4 protein-coding genes and 1 pseudogene are annotated in these 2933 nt (G+C 58.9%); 2 read left to right on the top strand and 3 right to left on the bottom strand.

What is annotated here, in order from left to right:
• Together EOA22_RS29430 and EOA22_RS29425 are read left to right on the top strand one after the other, a co-directional pair.
• A partial coding sequence (locus EOA22_RS29430; protein WP_127390425.1) for a hypothetical protein occupies window positions 1–884 on the top strand: 884 nt, incomplete at its 5' end.
• The gene (locus EOA22_RS29425) at window positions 871–1494 is read left to right on the top strand and encodes a hypothetical protein (protein WP_127390424.1); all 624 of its coding nucleotides are present in this window, start codon (window positions 871–873) and stop codon (window positions 1492–1494) included. The genes EOA22_RS29430 and EOA22_RS29425, both read left to right, overlap by 14 nt.
• A gap of 3 nt (window positions 1495–1497) precedes the next feature.
• On the opposite strand, the gene EOA22_RS29420 is transcribed toward EOA22_RS29425, so the two are convergent.
• From EOA22_RS29420 to EOA22_RS29410, 3 genes and pseudogenes are all read right to left on the bottom strand, one after another.
• A complete protein-coding gene (locus EOA22_RS29420; RefSeq protein ID WP_244514440.1) occupies window positions 1498–1944 on the bottom strand; it encodes a GtrA family protein in 447 nt (148 codons plus the stop codon).
• Entirely contained in the window at window positions 1937–2629 is a 693-nt protein-coding gene (locus EOA22_RS29415) for a class I SAM-dependent methyltransferase (protein WP_063170896.1), read from the bottom strand. Before EOA22_RS29415 ends, EOA22_RS29420 begins: the two co-directional genes overlap by 8 nt.
• Window positions 2604–2933 (bottom strand): annotated as a pseudogene (locus EOA22_RS29410) (glycosyltransferase); the annotation flags it as partial. The pseudogene EOA22_RS29410 and the gene EOA22_RS29415, both read right to left, overlap by 26 nt.

Raw genomic sequence — 2933 nt, 5'->3', positions numbered from 1 at the left:
TGGTAGCGGTGATCCGAGCGATTTTTCCTTTCCCCACGATAGTGGTCGCAACCGTCGCTTCACTTGCATGCAGCTACGCCGCATGTCTGGTGGCATGGCCGCTGCTGAAGAAGAACATGCGGGCCTATGTGCTGTACTGCGCTTTTTTGCTTAGTGGCCCGTTCTCCTTCCACTTCACCACTTTCCTTTCCGAACCTCTTTTCGTGCTCCTGACCTCGAGCGTTTTCCTGGCACTCAAACGCTCCAGCTATCCCGCCGCTGGCATCTCGTCAGCGCTCCTCTCGGCAACGCGGCTTGTTGGGGTCCTTGTCGTCTTTGCGACCGTCATTGAAATGTTCCAACAGCATCGGAAAGGGGGCGGCTCACCACTCTCCTTTCCTCGTTGGGTGCTCGGTCGGCCGGATCTGCTCGTCGCTATCTTGATCTCGCCTGCCGGCTTGTTCGCTTACATCCTGTTTTTGTATGTCACTGTCGGCGACGGCTTTGCGTTCCTGCACGTCCAACGCGCCTTTGGACGAGTGGCTGGGAACCCGATCCTGTTTCTGTGGGACGGCCTCTCAGCGTTTCCCAAGACCGGGTGGCTGCCCACGGCGCCGCAATGGAGTGCGCTCGCGGCAATCGCCGGGCTGGCGTTATCAGTCGTGCTGATGGCTCGCAAGCAATATGGCGCTGGTATCTTTTGCGCGATCAGCATTGTCGTGCCATTGATTACGAATCTGGCCTCCATGGTCAGATACGTCATTGGGCTTGCGCCTCTGATACTGTTGATGGCGTTCTTGCTGTCGGCATCGAAACTGACCTGGATAGCCGCTTTGTTTCTCTTCCTGGTCGCCTGCTATTTCATGACGGTGGCATGGATTGGGGGCTACCTTGCTTTGGTCTGACGTCGGCAACCCCTACGCACGCGCGATCTCGCTTGGGGGTTACGCGCTCGCCGCGGCTTTGGCCGTGCCCGAAATCCTCATCCTTGCGCTGGCTCTCCATCCGAATGTCCACCCCGACTATCGGGCCTATTACATCGACCGCACGACAACCTGCCTCAACCGCGATACCGTTGGCAGCTACTCACTCGGCCAGACAGTGTCCTTCCGGTCCGACGGCGCCAAACGGGCTTCCGGCATGAAAGTTTGTGGCTGGTCGGGGCCAGCAGCCGACGGCACACATTCGCTGGGTGAAACCTCGCGGCTTCGCCTGCAGATACCGCCGCTTCGCGACGGCCTAAAGGCAACGCTACAAATGGCCGCTGTCGTTCGTCCGCCACAGATGACCCAGAGGGTGATAATCTCAGTCCATGGCGTATCCGTGCATAAGATCACGCTGTCGGGCAAGCAACCCATGACCGTCTCGTTCTTCATTCCGCACGCAGCTTTTTCAAACGCCAGCACGTTCGAGATGACGTTTGACTATCTCGACGGGATCCTGCCCAGCAAGGCCGCCAGCAGCATTTACAAACGCTCCATCAAATTGGTGTCGTTTCGACTGGACGCCGTTTAAATATTATCGCCGCTGGCGGGAGCGGTTGCCGTGCCGACCGGGACGGCGATCGGCAAAAACCCACCGGTCAAGAACGAAGAAATTGATGGTGGGAACGAGCAGGCACGTAATCAGGACGGGAACGACGAGCGGCAAGCCCAGCTTCACCGTCATAAGTGCCGGCGCGCCATAGGCAATGGCAAAGCCTGTTGCCGCCAGCAGGAGAAAACGTGGCGCTGTGGTTCGATGCGACCGGCCCGACACGAACGTCAGGTATTTGTGCGCGAGATACGAAAACAAGGCGGCTGCGGCATATGCCCCAAGCGAAGCCTGGACGGGCGTGAAACCGAGCAGTTGCGATTTGGAAAAAGCGGCAACCAAAGCGGCATACAGAATTGTGGCAGAGATGCCGACCATGCCGAATCGTGCCAGCAGCGTGAGCGCGTCGCCGGGAGGCAGGTGCTCAGGCACGCGCACTAGACACATACTGTGCTCCCAACGGCAGGCGGGCGAGCATGCGCTCGACGTTTCGGGCAAACGGTCTGCCTGACGGCAGCAGCAGGAAGTGCTCGGACCGGATGTTCGTGAAGCCTGTCATCTGCAAGAGTGACGCTGTTTTGGCTGCGCTGAGCAGCACGGCATCTCGGTCGAAGGGACACCGGAACACAGCCAGACGCGTCAGCGGGTTATAGGGATTATGCTCGATGATGCAGGCGACACCGCCCGGGCGAAGGACGCGCCGCATCTCGCGTACGAACTCAAGCCAGGAAGCTGGCGGTACATGATGGACGACGCAGCTGGCGAAGGCCAGATCGAAGACGCCCTTGTCGTATGGCAGGGTCAGGCTGGAGCAGACCTTGTACATGACGCCAGGATTTTCCTCCCTGGCACGCAGGATCGAGTCCGGCGAGATGTCGCAGCCGTCCAGGGACGCGAAGGCGCCTTTGAGAAATGGATGGAGAACGCCTACGCCGCAGCCGACATCAAGCGCTCGCACACCAGAGCCATCAGAGCCCAGCCCTCGTTCAACCACAACGCGTCGCAGAAACTCGGCCTTGGCCTTAAGAAAGAAGTCGTGCTTAAGCCCTGAAAATTGGATCGATCCCTGGACTGTCTCGTCATAGATCGATCTATAACTGTCGAAGAGTTCGGACATTGGCCGGCACTCCAATCCGGGATTTTCGAGACGATCGTCGGTTCTTGACGGGAACGGCAGGCATCGCCCGGTCGAAGCCGGTGAGGCGATCGATCACGTAAAGCGGGCGCCGTTTCACTTCGGCGTGGATGCTTCCGACATACATCCCGACTACGCCGGTCATGAAAAGGTTGATGCCGCACAGGAGCGATACAATCATCACGGTCGAGGTCCAGCCGGCAACTACGCCGGTTTCAAAAGCCCAGGCATAAATTGCAAACGCACCAAAGGCGACGGCCAGCGCAGAAATGGCCAAGCCACCCCA

It is taken from the genome of Mesorhizobium sp. M7A.F.Ca.US.014.04.1.1 (assembly GCF_003998745.1).
GTDB lineage: Bacteria > Pseudomonadota > Alphaproteobacteria > Rhizobiales > Rhizobiaceae > Mesorhizobium > Mesorhizobium ciceri.
This window is presented reverse-complemented; position numbering and strand designations above follow the sequence as displayed.

What these genes read in the sequence shown, in the direction of transcription:
- EOA22_RS29415 (WP_063170896.1), bottom strand. Translation starts at nt 2,629, where the DNA reads ATGTCCGAACTCTTCGACAGTTATAGATCGATCTATGACGAGACAGTC.